The organism is Isoptericola sp. NPDC057653 (assembly GCF_042799955.1).
Classification (GTDB): Bacteria; Actinomycetota; Actinomycetes; order Actinomycetales; family Cellulomonadaceae; genus Isoptericola.
Map to the genome: position 1 here is coordinate 21,346 of NZ_JBHVHP010000003.1, position 13,568 is coordinate 34,913.

10 protein-coding genes are annotated in these 13,568 nt (G+C 72.8%); 1 reads left to right on the forward strand and 9 read right to left on the reverse strand.

Translation table 11 applies throughout. The features are described from left to right. Positions 1–3: 3 nt before the first annotated feature. The 4 genes from ACFU9A_RS17115 to ACFU9A_RS17130 all read right to left on the reverse strand — a co-directional run bounded on the left by ACFU9A_RS17115 (position 4) and on the right by ACFU9A_RS17130 (position 4,328). A complete protein-coding gene (locus tag ACFU9A_RS17115) occupies positions 4–936 on the reverse strand; it encodes an ABC transporter permease (RefSeq protein WP_430576502.1) in 933 nt (310 codons plus the stop codon). Next, positions 929–1,933: an ABC transporter permease gene (locus ACFU9A_RS17120; RefSeq protein ID WP_430576503.1), complete on the reverse strand. Its 1,005-nt coding sequence runs from the start codon at positions 1,931–1,933 to the stop codon at positions 929–931. The genes ACFU9A_RS17115 and ACFU9A_RS17120 overlap by 8 nt, the downstream gene beginning before the upstream one ends. A gap of 197 nt (positions 1,934–2,130) precedes the next feature. Continuing rightward, complete coding sequence (locus tag ACFU9A_RS17125; protein WP_430576504.1) at positions 2,131–3,768, reverse strand: ABC transporter substrate-binding protein; 1,638 nt, start codon at positions 3,766–3,768, stop codon at positions 2,131–2,133. Between the two features lie 176 nt (positions 3,769–3,944). Then, entirely contained in the window at positions 3,945–4,328 is a 384-nt protein-coding gene (locus ACFU9A_RS17130) for a hypothetical protein (RefSeq protein ID WP_430576505.1), read from the reverse strand. Positions 4,329–4,526: 198 nt separating this feature from the next. Between ACFU9A_RS17130 and ACFU9A_RS17135 the strand changes: the two genes are divergently transcribed. After that, positions 4,527–5,129 carry a hypothetical protein gene (locus ACFU9A_RS17135; RefSeq protein ID WP_430576506.1) on the forward strand — a complete coding sequence of 201 codons (603 nt, stop codon included), beginning with the start codon at positions 4,527–4,529 and terminating at the stop codon, positions 5,127–5,129. 19 nt (positions 5,130–5,148) lie between these two features. Here ACFU9A_RS17135 and lat read toward each other — a convergent pair whose 3' ends face one another. From lat to ACFU9A_RS17160, 5 genes are all read right to left on the reverse strand, one after another. Beyond that, positions 5,149–6,510, reverse strand: coding sequence for an L-lysine 6-transaminase (lat, locus tag ACFU9A_RS17140; protein WP_430576507.1), 1,362 nt, complete (start codon positions 6,508–6,510; stop codon positions 5,149–5,151). A 58-nt stretch (positions 6,511–6,568) separates the two neighbouring features. Continuing rightward, entirely contained in the window at positions 6,569–7,015 is a 447-nt protein-coding gene (locus ACFU9A_RS17145) for an Lrp/AsnC family transcriptional regulator (RefSeq protein ID WP_430576508.1), read from the reverse strand. Between the two features lie 104 nt (positions 7,016–7,119). Further along, positions 7,120–9,057, reverse strand: a complete 1,938-nt coding sequence (locus ACFU9A_RS17150; RefSeq protein ID WP_430576509.1) for an ABC-F family ATP-binding cassette domain-containing protein — start codon at positions 9,055–9,057, stop codon at positions 7,120–7,122. A gap of 88 nt (positions 9,058–9,145) precedes the next feature. After that, positions 9,146–10,339 carry a glycoside hydrolase family 76 protein gene (locus ACFU9A_RS17155; RefSeq protein WP_430576510.1) on the reverse strand — a complete coding sequence of 398 codons (1,194 nt, stop codon included), beginning with the start codon at positions 10,337–10,339 and terminating at the stop codon, positions 9,146–9,148. 125 nt (positions 10,340–10,464) lie between these two features. After that, entirely contained in the window at positions 10,465–13,530 is a 3,066-nt protein-coding gene (locus tag ACFU9A_RS17160) for an alpha-mannosidase (RefSeq protein ID WP_430576511.1), read from the reverse strand. Positions 13,531–13,568 lie beyond the last annotated feature (38 nt).

Genomic DNA, 13,568 nt, shown 5'->3' on the forward strand with positions numbered 1-13,568 from the left:
CGTTCACCGGAGCCTCGGGTCGAGGGCGTCGCGCAGCGCGTCGCCGAGCACGACGAGCGCCAGCACCGTGAGGATCAGGCACCCCAGCGGGATGAGGAGCAGGTACGGGTACCCGCCGGTCACCCACTCCGCGCCGTTCGTGATCATGATCCCCCAGCTGATCGCCGGGGGCCGGACGCCGATGCCGAGGAACGCCAGCACGGCCTCCGCGCTGATCACCCCCGCGATCGCCGTCGGCACCAGCGCCGTCACCGGGCCGATCGCGTTGGGCAGCACGTGCCGCACCATGACGCGCAGGTCCGACGCGCCCAGTGCGCGGGCCGCCGTCACGTAGTCCAGGTTCTTCGCCTCCAGCACGCTCGCCCGCACATATCTGGCATACCCCATCCAGCCGAACATCGTCAGCACGACCGCCGGGAGCAGGATGACGTCGAACGCCCCGCCGCCCACGTGCACGTTCCGGAACAGGGACAGCATGAGCAGCGCCGCCAGCAGCAGCGGGATCACGAGGAACACCTCGATCGTGCGGGACACGACCGTGTCGACCCAGCCCAGGTAGTACCCGGCGAGCAGGCCGAGCACGACGCCGATGACCACCGACACGCCCACCACCACGAACGCCAGCAGCAGCGACGGGCGGGCCCCGTGCACCAGCTGCGCCAGCATGTCGCAGCCGTGCACGTCCGTGCCGAGCGGGTGCTCGGCCCCGACGCCCTGGGGCCGGATCTTCGAGTCGCCGATGAGGCAGCGCTGCGGGTTCGTGCTCGTGAACAAGGTCGGGAACGCCGCCATCACGGCGAAGAAGACGACGACCAGCGCCGACACGACGACGTCGGGGCGACGACGCAGCCGGCGCCAGGCGTCCCCGCCCAGCGACGCGGAGACGTCCACCCCCGGCGCGTCCGGGGTCGCGGTGGCAGCAGTGGGCTCAGGCATAACGGATCCTCGGGTCCAGGGCGGCGTAGGCGACGTCGACCACCAGCATCACGACCACCGTCACCGCGGCGAGGATCGTCACCACGCCGAGGACGAGGGAGACGTCCGCGCCGCGCACGGCCTGCCACAGCACGCCGCCCATGCCGTAGATGTTCATCATCCCCTCGGTGATGACGGCGCCCGCGAGCGCCTCCGTGAAGGTCAGCCCCACCGCCGTCACGACCGGCACCGCCGAGTTCCGCATCACGTGGTGCACCACCACGTGCCGCTCGTTGAGTCCCCGGGAGCGCGCCGTGCGGACGTGGTCGCCCGCGTACGACTCCAGCTGGCTCGCCCGCACCAGGCGGATGAACGCCGCCGACCCCGCCAGACCCAGCAGGATGCCGGGCACCAGCAGCGTCGCCCACGGATGGTCGTCGTCGAACGACGGCCGGAACCACAGCGCCGGCAGGCTGCTCGCGCCGAACGTGTCCTTGGCCCAGCCGTTCAGCGGCACCGCGAACACGTACCGGTACACCAGCAGCAGGACGAAGATCGGGAACGCGTCGATCAGCACCGACGTCAGCCGGATCCCGTGGTCCGACGCCCGGCCCCGCCAGCGCGCCGCCACCGTGCCCAGGCCCATGCCGAGCACGAACCACACGATCGTCACGATGAGGAACAGCTTCAGCGTGTTCGGCGCCGCCGTCGCCACGATGTCCGTGACCTCGCGGCCGCGCAGGTTGGTACCGAAGTCACCCTGCGCGTACGAGCCCAGCCGCTCCACGAACGGGCCGAGGCACGGGTTGCCCGGCTGGTCGTAGCAGGGGTCGTCGAGGCCGTAGCGCGCCTCCACCGCCGCGAGCTGCGACTTCGTCGGCACGTGGTCGCCGAAGAACGCCAGCGCGGGATTGCCGTTGAGCTGGATCGCGAACGTCGTGAGCAGGTGCAGCACGAACATCACGAGCAGCAGGGTGGCCACGCCCAGGAGGGTGCGGCGGAGGATGTAGCGGCCCATTCACTTTCTTTCCGTGCCGGGGGTTCGCGTGGCGGGGGTTGTGGTGTCGCGAGGCGCGCCATCCGCCTCGCTCGTTCCTCGCTCGGCTCCCGCCAGGCCCGACCAGCCTCGCGACACCACAACCCCCGCCACGCTCTTGCTGCCTCCCGGTGGCCGGTGACCTGGGCCGCGGCCACCGGGAGGGTCGATCGGAGCTGTCAGCCGTTCGTCACCTCGAGGAGGCGGAGCTTGGGCTCGCCGCTGAACGGGTCGAGGATGACGTTCGAGACGTTCTCGCTGTAGTACGTGGTGTTCTGGGCCACGAACAGGGGGACGGTCGGGAAGTCGGAGGCGAGGATCTTCTCCGCCTCCTGGTACTTGGTGACCGCGTCGTCGAGCGTGGGGGCCTCGTCGCCGGCCTTGATGGCCGCCTCGAAGTCCGCGCTGTAGTAGCCGAACTCCACGTTGCCGTTCTTGGCGTCGCCGCTGGCGTACACCGGGGCCAGGTAGTTCTCGTTCAGCGGGTAGTCCGGGAACCAGTTGGCGCGGAACGGGCCGGAGAAGTCGCGCGCCGAGCGGCGGGCGAAGTAGTCCTCCGTGGGGTCCAGCTCGTACGGGATGCCGAGCGTCTCCTGGATGGAGTCGCCGACCGCCTTGAACAGGGCCTGCTCCGTCTCGTCCTGGCCCAGGTGGATCGTCAGCTTCTCGCCGTCGGGCCAGCCGCCCGCCTTCGCGAGCGCCGCCTTGGCCGCGTCCGGGTCGAAGGTGCAGAACTCGCAGGTGCCGCCGGTGCCGCCCGGCACGACGTCCGGCACGACCCAGCTGTCGGCCGGGATCCGCTGACCCGGCAGCAGGGCGTCGATGATGCCCTGGCGGTCGATCGCCTGCGAGATCGCCTGGCGGAACTCGACGTTCTTCCACGGCCCGTCCTTGTACAGGGGGAAGCCGAGGTAGGTGAGCGCGGCGCCCGGGCCCTCGATGTACCGCTCCTGCAGGTCGGGGTCGTTCGCGGCGGCCGCGGTCTCCGCGGGCGGCGGGGTGGCGAAGTCGAGGTTGCCGGCCTGGAAGTCCGGCCAGTTGTCCTCACCCGTGTACTCGGTCCACTCGATGGCGCCGTACTTCGGGGTCTCCTCCAGCGTGTAGTCGTCCCACCGCTTCGCGGTGAGGTTCACGCCCTGGTCCCACTTCTCGACCTCGAACGGTCCGTTGCCGATCGGCTGCACGGCGCACGCGTCGATGTCGTCGAGGCACGCCTGCGCGATCGGGAAGAAGCCGGTGTAGCCGAGCATCGTCGAGAAGCCGGCGAACGGGCTGGTCAGCGTGACCTCGAGCGTCTGCGGGTCCACGACCTTCAGGCCGGACAGCGTGTCGGCGGCCGGCTCCTTCGTGACGTTGCCGTCGTCGTCCGTCTCGCCCTGCATGTCGTCGTAGCCGGCGATGCGCTCGAAGAAGTAGTTGTTCGCCATCGCGTTCGGGCCGTAGGCCGCGTAGTTCCAGGCCCGGGCGAACGCCTCCGCGTCGACGGCCTCGCCGTTCTGGAACGTCAGGTCCGGCTTGATCTTGATCGTCCAGACCGTGTTGTCGTCGCTCTCGATGCTGTCGGCGACGTAGTTGTACGGCTCCGTCGTCTTCGGGTCGTACCGGACCAGCCCGTCGTACACGACGTCGAGCACGGAGATGTTGTCCCCGACGTTCGAGTCCATCGGCAGCAGCGTCTCGACGTCCTGGGTCAGCGAGAGGTGCAGCGTCGCGTCCGCGTCGCTCCCCCCACCGCCGTCGCCGTCGCCCTCGTCGTTCCCGCCCCCGCCGGAACAGCTCGCCAGCACCAGCGCCACCGCTGTCGCCGTGGCTGCCACTGCAGCCCTTCGCCCCATCGTCACCGGCTTCTCCCCACGTCGTGGTCGCTCTAGGCGCCGTTGCCATGCGTGTGTTCACGTCGTCGTGCTCGCCGTCGCAGCCCGACTCCACGGGCCCACGACGACGCTGCCGTGGAACATATCGCCATCATGGCCTCCCGTGGTGAAAATCACTGTTAAGGATCAGTAACGATCGACCGCGTGTCGCGCGACCCCGCCCCGGCGGCAGTTCCGGTCCCGGTCGGCAGGTTGAACTGCCGCGCCGAGAGGAGACTGCCGCGCGGACCCTGCCCCCAGACCGCGCGGACCCACAGCCTGACGCCGCTCGCCGCCGCGCGTGTCTCCGACGAGGCACGGTGCGCGACATGACAACCGACGATGCGCGGATCCTGATCGCGCGCCAGCACGATCCCGCCACTCTGCGTCGTGCCCACGCGTCCGGTGAGATCGACCGCATCCGCCGAGGCGCGTACCTGCGACGAGGTGGCGCGGATCGAGGCCCTGCGGACCTCGCCCGGGACCGCATCACCGCCGTCCACCGCCAGCTGGTCTCCGAGCACGTGTTCAGCCACGAGAGTGCGGCACTGCTGTGGGGTGTGCCGCTGTGGCGGGCGCCGTCGCGGGTCCACGTGCTCCAGCGGTCCGGTGCCAGCTCGCGCTCGGCGCGGGACGTCGCGCGACACCGCGGGCTGCCGGAGCGCCGGGTCGACCTGCGCGGGCTCCCTGTCACCGACCTCTGCCGCACCGTCGTCGACTGCGTGACCAGCCTGCATCCCCTCGAAGGGCTGGTCGTCGCGGACTGGGCCCTGGCGCACGGCCTCGCCAGGGACGAGGCCGCTGCCGAGCTGCGCGCCGGTCCACGACGCCACGGCGCGGCACGCGGCCGGCTGGTCCTCGCCCTGGCCGATCGCGGAGCCACGCCGCCCTGGGAGACGTGGCTGCGGTACGTGGCCCTGCGGCTCGGTCTCCCGCGGCCACGCACCCAGTTCGAGGTGGACACCCATGCCGGGCGCTTCTACGTCGACCTTGCCTGGCCCGAGCACCGCGTTCTCGCCGAGTTCGACGGGCGGCTCAAGTACCGGGACGGTGCCTTCGGCGCGGGCTACGACGCCGAGCAGGCACTCTTCGACGAGAAGGTACGCGAAGACGCGGTCACCGAACGCCTCGGCGTCCGCCCGCTGCGGTTCGTCGCTCGCGACGCCCGCGACCCGGACGGCGTCGCCGACCGGCTGCTCGCGAGGTTCCCGCCCGACGTCCGCCGCGCCTCCCGCATCGACCCGCTCCTCCCCCTCCCGCCGCGTCACCGGCCCATTCCCTACGGCAGTTCGGGTTCAGGTCGGCAGTCCGGACTGCCGACCTGAACCCGAACTGCCGCGCTGGTCAGCCGACCTTGCCGAGCACCCGGTCGAGGGCGGAGACGGCGTCGTCCAGCACGGACTCGTCGACGGTGAGCGCGGGGCGGAACCGCACGGAGCGCTCGCCGCAGCCGAGGATGAGGAAACCCTCGTCGTGCAGGCCGGCGACGACGGCGTCGCGCACCTGCCGCGACGGGAGGGAGACGGCGCACATGAGGCCGCGACCGCGGGGGTCGGTGACGACGCCGGGGTGGGCGGCGGCGAGCGTCTCGAGGCGGGCGAGCAGGCCGGCGCCGACGCGGGCGGCGCGACCGACGAGGTCCTCGGCCTCGATCACCTCGAGGATGCGGCGCGAGCGCACCATGTCGACGAGGTTGCCGCCCCAGGTGGAGTTGATGCGCGACGACACGTGGAAGACGTTGTCGTCGATCTCGTCGACGCGGCCGCCGGCCATGACGCCGCACACCTGGGCCTTCTTGCCGAAGGCGACGACGTCGGGCTGCACGCCGAGCTGCTGGTAGGCCCAGGCGGTGCCGGTCATGCCGACGCCGGTCTGCACCTCGTCGAGCACGAACAGGGCGTCGTGCTCGTGGCACAGCGCCTGCATGGCCTGGAGGAACTCGGCGCGCAGGTGGTGGTCGCCGCCCTCCCCCTGGATCGGCTCGGCGACGAAGCAGGCGATGTCGTGCGGGTGGGCCTCGAAGGCGGCGCGCGCCTCGGCGAGGGCGCGGGCCTCGAGCGCCTCGACGTCGCGCAGGGTGCCGTCGGCGTCGTGCCCCGGGTAGGGGGTGGTGATGCGCGGCCAGTCGAACTTGGGGAAGCGGGCGACCTTGCCGGGCTCGGTGTTGGTGAGCGACATGGTGTAGCCGGAGCGGCCGTGGAACGCGTCGCGCAGGTGCAGCACCCGGGTGCCGAGCTCGGGCGAGCGGCCGTGCGCCTCGTTGTGCCGCGACTTCCAGTCGAAGGCGACCTTGAGCGCGTTCTCGACGGCGAGGGCGCCGCCGTCGACGAAGAAGAGGTGGGGCAGGGCGGGGTCGCCGAGGACGCGGGCGAAGGCGTCGACGAAGCGGGCCAGCTCGACGGTGTAGACGTCGGAGTTGGACGGCTTGTTGATCGCCGCGCGGGTGAGCTCCTCGCGGAACATCGGGTCGCGGAACAGGGCGGGGTGGTTCATGCCCAGGGGGTTGGAGGCGAAGAACGTGAACAGGTCGGTCCACTCGCGGCCGTCGCGGGCGTCGACGAGCGTCGATCCGTGCGAGCGCTCCAGGTCGAGGACGAGGTCGAAGCCGTCCACGAGCAGGTGCTCGCGCAGCGACTCGAGGACGGCGGTGGCCTCGATCGAGCCACCGACGCTGGGGGCCGTGCGCTGAGAGATTGTCTCGGTCATACCCCGACCGTAGGGGAGAACTTTCGGTCGAACCAGGGTTTGCCCGGAATAACCTCCGTCAGCTCGCGAGAGGTCGGCCCTCGAAGTAGGTGCGCAGCACGATCGTCGACCGCGTGGAGACGCCCGCCTCGCGGCGGATCACGCCCAGCAGGTCCTCGAGGTCGCTGGGCGCTGGCACCCGCACCAGCAGCATGTAGTTCGCGTTCCCGGCCACCGACCAGCACGCCTCGATGCCGGGCACGTCGCGCAGCCGCTCGGGGGCGTCGTCGGCCTGCGACTGGTCCAGCGGCGTGATCTCGACGTACGCCGCGATCGGCAGGCCCACCGCCTCGGGGTCGACGACGGCGCGGTAGCCCGTGATCACCTGGCGCGCCTCGAGCTTGCGCACCCGCGCCTGCACGGCGGACTGCGACAGCCCCGTCACGCCGGCGAGCGACGCCAGCGTCGCCCGCCCGTCGCTCTGCAGGGCGCGTACCAGCGCCTTGTCGACCTCGTCCTCGAGCATGCCTGGTCCTCTCCCCGTGCTCGTTCGCCCCGCCCAGCCATCGTGGACGACGGGCGCCCCGCTCTCCACCCCGCGCCCCCCGGCGGGTGCCGGCGGGCTGTCGGTCAGCCCGCGACCTCCGCGGCCTCGAGCCACGCCAGCTCGAGCTCGTCCTTCTCGGCGCCCAGCGCGCGCAGCTTCTCGTCCAGCGCGGCCACGGCGGCGTAGTCGGTCGGGTCGGCGGCCATCTGCTCGTGCAGCACCTTCTCCTCGTCGGCGATCCGCCCCAGCCGCCGCTCGACGCGCGCGATCTCCTTCCGCGCCGCCCGCACGTCCGCCGCCGACGGAGCGTTCCCCGCCGCACCCTCGGCGGAGGTCACGCTGCCGCTGGCGGCGTCGGGGGACGTCTCGTCGCGAGGCTGGACGGGCCTGGCGGGAGAGCCCGAGGAACGAGGGCTCGGATGGACGCCTCGCGACGAGACATCCGCCGTCGACGCCCCCCGACCACCACCAGCACCACCACCAGCACGCCGCAGCGCCAGGTACTGCTCCACCCCACCAGGCAGGTCCCGCAGCGCGCCGTCGCCGAGCAGCGCCCACTGGCGGTCGCACACACGCTCCAGCAGGTACCGGTCGTGGGACACGACGATGAGCGTGCCGGGCCACCCGTCGAGCAGATCCTCGACGGCGGCGAGGGTGTCGGTGTCGAGGTCGTTCGTGGGCTCGTCGAGGAGCAGCACGTTGGGCTCGGAGACGAGCAGGCGCAGCAGCTGGAGCCGGCGCCGCTCGCCGCCGGAGAGGTCGCGCACGATGGTGTGGGCGCGCTCGCGGGTGAAGCCGAGCCGCTCGGTGAGCTGGCCGGCGGTGAGCTCCTTGCCGTCGACGACGACGGTGCGCTTCTCGCGGTCGACGACCTGCACGGCGGTGAGGTGCGCGACGTCGTCGAGCTCTCCGACGTCCTGGGTGAGCTCGGCGACGTGCACGGTCTTGCCGCGCCGCACCCGGCCGGAGTCGGGCTCGCGGCGGCCGGCCAGCAGCGACAGCAACGTGGTCTTGCCGGAGCCGTTGACGCCGACGACGCCGTACCGGTCGCCGGGGCCGAGCCGCCAGGTGACGTCGTCGAGCAGCACGCGCCGGCGGCCGGAGTCGTCGCGGACGGGCACAGTGACGGTGACGTCCTCGAGGTCGAGCACGTCCTTGCCGAGGCGACGCGTGGCCATCTGCGTGAGCTCGAGGGTGTCGCGGGGCGGCGGCTCGTCGTCGATGAGGGCGGCCGCGGCGTCGAGACGGAACTTGGGCTTGGAGGTGCGGGCGGGGGCGCCGCGCTTGAGCCAGGCGAGCTCCTTGCGGAGCAGGTTGTTGCGCTTCTCGGCGGCGGTGGCGGCCTGCCGGGCGCGCTCGGCGCGGGCCAGGATGTAGGCGGCGTACCCGCCGTCGTACCCGTCGACGCCGCCGGTGCCGTCGCCGCGCACCTCCCAGGTGCGGGAGCAGACGGCGTCGAGGAACCAGCGGTCGTGCGTGACCACGACGAGCGCGCCGGTGGCGCCGGGCCGGCCGTAGCGGTCCGACAGGTGCTCGGCCAGCCAGGCGACGCCCTCGACGTCGAGGTGGTTGGTGGGTTCGTCGAGGAGCAGGACGTCGGGGTCCTCGACGAGCAGCGCGGCGAGCGCGACGCGGCGGCGCTGCCCGCCGGAGAGGGTGGCCGCCGGCTGGTCGAGGTCGAGGTCGGCCAGCAGGCCGGCGTGCACGTTGCGGATGCGGGCGTCGGACGCCCACTCGTGCGTGGCGTCGTCGCCGTGGACGAGGTCGCGGATCGTGGCCGCGTCGTCGTCCACGTCGCGCTGCACGAGCATGCCGAGCCGGGAGCCGCCCACGCGGGTGACGCGGCCGGCGTCGGGCGCCTGGGTGCCGGCCAGCAGGCGCAGCAGGGTGGACTTGCCCGCCCCGTTGGGGCCGACGACGCCGATGCGGTCGCCGTCGTCGAGGCCGAGGGAGACGTCACGCAGGAGGGTGCGGGTACCGATGGTCAGCGCGATGCCGTCCGCGCCGAGGAGATGTGCCACCTCACGAGGGTAGTCGCCTTCGAGGACGGGATCTGTCGCGTCATCCGGCCGGAGGACGCGACAGATCCCGTTCTCGAAGGCGGGAGCGTCAGTACAGGATCGACGCCTTGCCGCGCGGCCACGCGAGCGTGGCGTAGATCTGCACCATGGCGGCCTGGCCGAGCAGCTCGGTCGTCCCGCCGTCGGTGGGGAACAGCCCGGTCTCGGGGTCGCGCACGTCGCTCCACCGCGCGTCCGCGTAGTCGGCCATGGCGTCCCGGTAGGTGTGCCCGCCCGTCACCGACTCCAGCAGCAGGAGGTTCTTGAACCAGATGGAGTTGAAGAACATGGGCTGCCCGTCGAGCCGCCCCTCGGTGACGTAGTACCGGTACGACGCCCGCGCGACCGCCTCGGCCCTGCGCAGGTACTCCTTCTTGCCCGTCGCCTCGTACAGCAGGGCGTACGTGCCGACCGGCACGCCCTGGTTGTACGACCAGTGCGTCCGGTCGATGGACCCGTCGAGCTTGATGTTGTCCCAGTACAGCCCGTCGGGGGCCAGCAGGTAGCGGTCGGTCCAGTCCGTCATCCGCTCGGCCCAGCGCAGGTAGTGCCGCTCCCCCGTGATCAGGTACAGCCGCGTGGCGAGCTGCGCGCCGGGCATGGTCGAGACGGTGTTGCGGTCGGTGCTCCACGTCGCCTGGGTCCAGAAGACCCCGCCGGGCGCGGGGTGGCTCGGGTCGGTGTCCCAGCCGGACTCGACGAGCGCGAAGATCTCCTTCGCCCGGCGCAGGGCCGCCCTGTCCCCGGTGTCGAGGTACTGCTGCACCTTCGCGAGCGCCACCCACTCGTTGTCGTCGTAGAACATGTCGCCGCCGTCGCCGTACGGGGCGCGGGGGTAGGAGTCGTAGCCGGGCAGGCCCGTCGTGCCGCCGCCCGCGTTCCAGAACCGCTCCTGCCCGACGCCGCGGTCGGCGAGGTCGTCGGCGAACGCGCGGCCGGTGCGGCCCGAGATGCCCGCGAGGTCGAGGGTGGCGATGTGCGCCTGCGAGAACGGCCACTCGAACGAGTAGGTCCGGTCGTCCGCCTTGCTCGGGTGGTGCTCCAGGTAGAGCGACGACCCGTCGTCGGCGTACAGGTGCTCCTGCATCGCCTCGTAGCTGGCCACCGCCCGCGCCTCCTGCGTGCGCGGCGGGACGCCGGGCCCGTCCCGTCCCGCGTCGTCGGCGGACGCGGGCGCGACCGCCGCCGCCCCCATCACGCACGCCAGCGCGGCGACCGTACCGACTGCTCTGGTGAACCTCATCGTTTCTCCTTCGCTCGGTGGTGCTCGGGTGGTGCTCGGGTGGTGCCCAGACGATGTGGGCGCGAGCCCGGCGCCGTCCGCCTTCCGGACAGCGCCGGGCTCGCGCCCACGTCCCCGCCGGAGGGTCAGCGGCGCACGCGCAGCGTGACCACCTGGAACGGGGTCAGCTCGAGCAGCACGTCGTCGCCGTCGCGGTGCGCGGCGTCCAGCGGGCGCTCCAGCAGGTCGGTCACGACCACGCCGGTGTGCTCGAACGCCGGCGTGACGCGCGCCCGGGCCCGCCCGCCGCGGCTCTCGTACAGCCGCACGACGACGTCGCCGCTGCCGTCCTCCGCGAGCTTGACGGCCTCCACGACGACGGCGTCGTCGTCCACCGCGACGAGGGGCTCGACGCCGTGGTCACCGGTGACGACGCGCTCGGGCAGGTTGAGCGCGTAGCCGTGGCGGACGGCGTCCTCGATGCCGGCGCCGACGACGAGCTCGCAGCGCAGCTCGTGCTCGCCCTGGTCGGCGTCGGGGTCCGGGAACATCGGCGCGCGCAGCAGCGAGAGCCGCACCGTGGTGCCCCGGGCGCCCTGGGCGTCGGTCGCGTCGTCGGTGCGGGTGCGGGTGATGTCGTGCCCGTAGGTCGAGTCGTTCGCGACGGCGACGCCGAAGCCGGGCTCCTCCACGTGCACCCACCGGTGCGCGACCGTCTCGAACCGCGCGTGGTCCCACGACGTGTTGACGTGCGTCGGCCGGTGCACGTGCCCGAACTGGATCTCCGACGTCGCGCGCTCGGCGCGCACGTCGAGCGGGAACGCGAGCTTGAGCAGCTTCTGCCGCTCGTGCCAGTCGACGCGCGTCGTGATGCGCAGGGCACGCCCGTCCGCCGCGAGCGCGAGGTCCTGCTCCACGCGCGACGACCCGAACTCGCGCAGCACCCGCAGCGCGGGCCCGGCGTCGGTCGTGACGACCTCGATCTTCGCCACGTCGACCAGGTCGGTGGTGGCGCGGCGGTAGTGCTCGTCGATGTCCCACGCCTCCCACTCGTTCGGGACGTCGCGGTGCAGCTGGAGCAGGTTGCCGCGACCCCCGGGCAGGATCGCCTCCCGCCCGGTCCGGCGGTCGACGGCGGACACGACGTGCCCGCGGCCGTCGACGGCGACGCGCACGAGGTCGTTCTCCAGCACCCAGCCGTCGCCGTCGGCCACGGGGCCGGGCACCGGCGCCACGGTGCCCGCCCCGCGCGGTGCGTCGAGGGCGGTGGCCCCGAGCCCGGCGACCCCGCCGCGCGCGAACGGCCCGGCGTTGACGGCGACCGGTCGGTCGCCCGCGCCCACGAGGACCTGCAGCGCGTCGTCGATGATCTCCTCGAGCTCCCGCGCCACCTCGGCGTAGTTGCGCTCGGCCTCGCGGTGCACCCAGGCGATGGACGACCCGGGCAGGATGTCGTGGAACTGCTGCAGCAGCACGGTGCGCCACAGCCGCTGCAGGCGCTCGGCCGGGTACTCGGCGCCGGCGCGGACGGCCGCCGTCGAGGCCCAGAGCTCGGCCTCGCGCAGCAGGTGCTCGCTGCGGCGGTTGCCGCGCTTGGTCCGGGCCTGCGACGTGTACGTGCCGCGGTGGTACTCGAGGTACATCTCGCCCGTCCACGTGGGCGGGGCGGCGTACTCGGCGCGCGCGGCGTCGAAGAACGCCTGCGAGTCGGACAGCTCGACGCGCGGCGAGCCCTCCAGGTCGTGGGTGCGGCGGGCCGCGGCCACCATCTCGCGGGTGGGGCCGCCGCCGCCGTCGCCGAAGCCGAACGGCACGAGGGACGTGTTGGCGCGACCCTTCTCGGCGTACTGCCGCTCGGCGCGGGCCAGCTCCTCGGCCGTCAGCTCCGAGTTGTACGTGTCCACGGGCGGGAAGTGGGTGAACACCCGCGACCCGTCGATGCCCTCCCACCAGAAGGTGTGGTGCGGCATCGTGTTCGTGTCGTTCCACGAGATCTTCTGCGTGAGGAAGTTGTCGCTGCCCGCCAGGCGCGCGAGCTGCGGCAGGGCGGCCGTGTACCCGAAGGAGTCCGGCAGCCACACCTCCTTCGGCTCCACGCCCAGCTCGTCGATGAAGTACCGCTTGCCGGCCACGAGCTGGCGGGCCAGCGCCTCGCCGCCCGGCATGTTCGTGTCCGACTCGACCCACATGCCGCCCACGGGGACGAACCGGCCCTCGCGCACGCGCTCGCGGATCCGCTCGAACAGCTCCGGGTAGTGCTCCTGGACCCAGGAGTACTGCTGCGCCGAGGAGCAGGCGAACTTCACGTCCGGGTCCTCGTCCATGAGGGCGAGCACGTTGGAGAACGTGCGGGCGCACTTGCGCACCGTCTCTCGCGTCGGCCACAGCCAGGCGGAGTCGATGTGCGCGTGCCCGACGGCGTGCACGCGGTGCGCGGACGCGGCGGCGGGGCTGGCCAGCGCGGCGGCGAGCGCCGCCCGGCCGGCGGCGGCGGTGCCCGGCACGTCGTCCGGGTCGACGGCGTCGAGCATGTCCTCGAGGGCGCGCAGCACCTCGGCGGCGCGCGGGGTGGTGGCGGGCAGCACGCGCACGAGACCGTGCAGGGCGCGCACGTCCTGCAGCAGCTCCCAGGCCGTGGTGTCCACGAGGGCCACGTGCATGGTGCGCAGGGCGTAGATCGGGTCGGGGCCGGAGGTCTCCCAGGCGCCCATCGGGGTGGGTCGCGTCCACGCGCCGCCCGGCACGTCGGGGTTGGCGGCGGCCTCGACGAAGACGTCGACCCGCCCGCCGCCGTCCAGCGCCTGCCCGGCCGCGAGCGGCACGTGCCGGTTGCGGGGCTCGACGGCCTTGATGATGCGGCCGTCCGGCGTCCACGCGGTGCCCTCGGCCTGGAAGCCGGGGCCGGCGCCGGTGAAGCCGAGGTCGACGACGAGCTCCACGCGCGTGCCCGCGGGCGCGGCGTCCCCGGTCCACGCGGCGGGGACGTCGCCGGTCACGTGGAACCAGGTGGTGTCCCACGGGCGCCCCCACGGCGCGCCGATCGCGAACGGCGCGTAGGTCGCCGCGACCGCCTCGGCGAAGGGCACCGGCTCCCCGCCGACGGTCCACGCCTCGACGTCGAGCGGCCGGGTCTCGCGCAGGACGGCGGGCTCCAGCCAGTCCTTCACGAAGCGCTGGAGGCGCATGGTGGTGCGGGTGGTGGTGTCGTGCATGGATCAGGCTCCTGGTGACGGGTGGGGCGGGTGGGACA

Coding starts and splice junctions, on each gene's coding strand:
- ACFU9A_RS17115 (WP_430576502.1), bottom strand. CDS start 936: ATGCCTGAGCCCACTGCTGCCACCGCGACCCCGGACGCGCCGGGGGTG.
- ACFU9A_RS17120 (WP_430576503.1), bottom strand. CDS start 1,933: ATGGGCCGCTACATCCTCCGCCGCACCCTCCTGGGCGTGGCCACCCTG.
- lat (WP_430576507.1), bottom strand. CDS start 6,510: ATGACCGAGACAATCTCTCAGCGCACGGCCCCCAGCGTCGGTGGCTCG.
- ACFU9A_RS17145 (WP_430576508.1), bottom strand. CDS start 7,015: ATGCTCGAGGACGAGGTCGACAAGGCGCTGGTACGCGCCCTGCAGAGC.
- ACFU9A_RS17155 (WP_430576510.1), bottom strand. CDS start 10,339: ATGAGGTTCACCAGAGCAGTCGGTACGGTCGCCGCGCTGGCGTGCGTG.
- ACFU9A_RS17160 (WP_430576511.1), bottom strand. CDS start 13,530: ATGCACGACACCACCACCCGCACCACCATGCGCCTCCAGCGCTTCGTG.